Below are 321 nucleotides of genomic sequence, written 5' to 3' on the forward strand. Positions count from 1 at the left end.
CGCAGTGGAAGCCGGAATGTATTGGTGTTGATAGCGGCTGTACCAAAGCGCAGATGATCAACTCATACGACAACTCGGTGACCTATGTGGATCACTTTATTTCCAGCGTGATTGATCAGGTTCGCGATAAGAAAGCGATTGTGTTCTATGCCGCCGACCACGGGGAGTCGATTAACGAGCGTGAACACCTGCACGGTACGCCACGCAAGATGGCGCCGCCGGAGCAGTTCCGCGTGCCGATGATGGTCTGGATGTCGGATAAGTATCTGGCGAATCCGGATCACGCCGCCTCCTTTGCGCGCCTCAAGCAGCAGGCGGCAA

The 321-nt window shown here is 55.8% G+C and carries 1 protein-coding gene; it reads left to right on the forward strand.

The window, feature by feature from the left end; genetic code table 11:
- Positions 1-321 (forward strand): sulfatase-like hydrolase/transferase (locus QP437_RS09825; protein ID WP_285267709.1); only part of this gene is annotated, 321 nt, incomplete at both ends.

It is taken from the genome of Haemophilus sp. UMB1048 (genome assembly GCF_030218125.1).
In the GTDB taxonomy this organism is placed as follows: Bacteria; Pseudomonadota; Gammaproteobacteria; order Enterobacterales; family Pasteurellaceae; genus Haemophilus_D.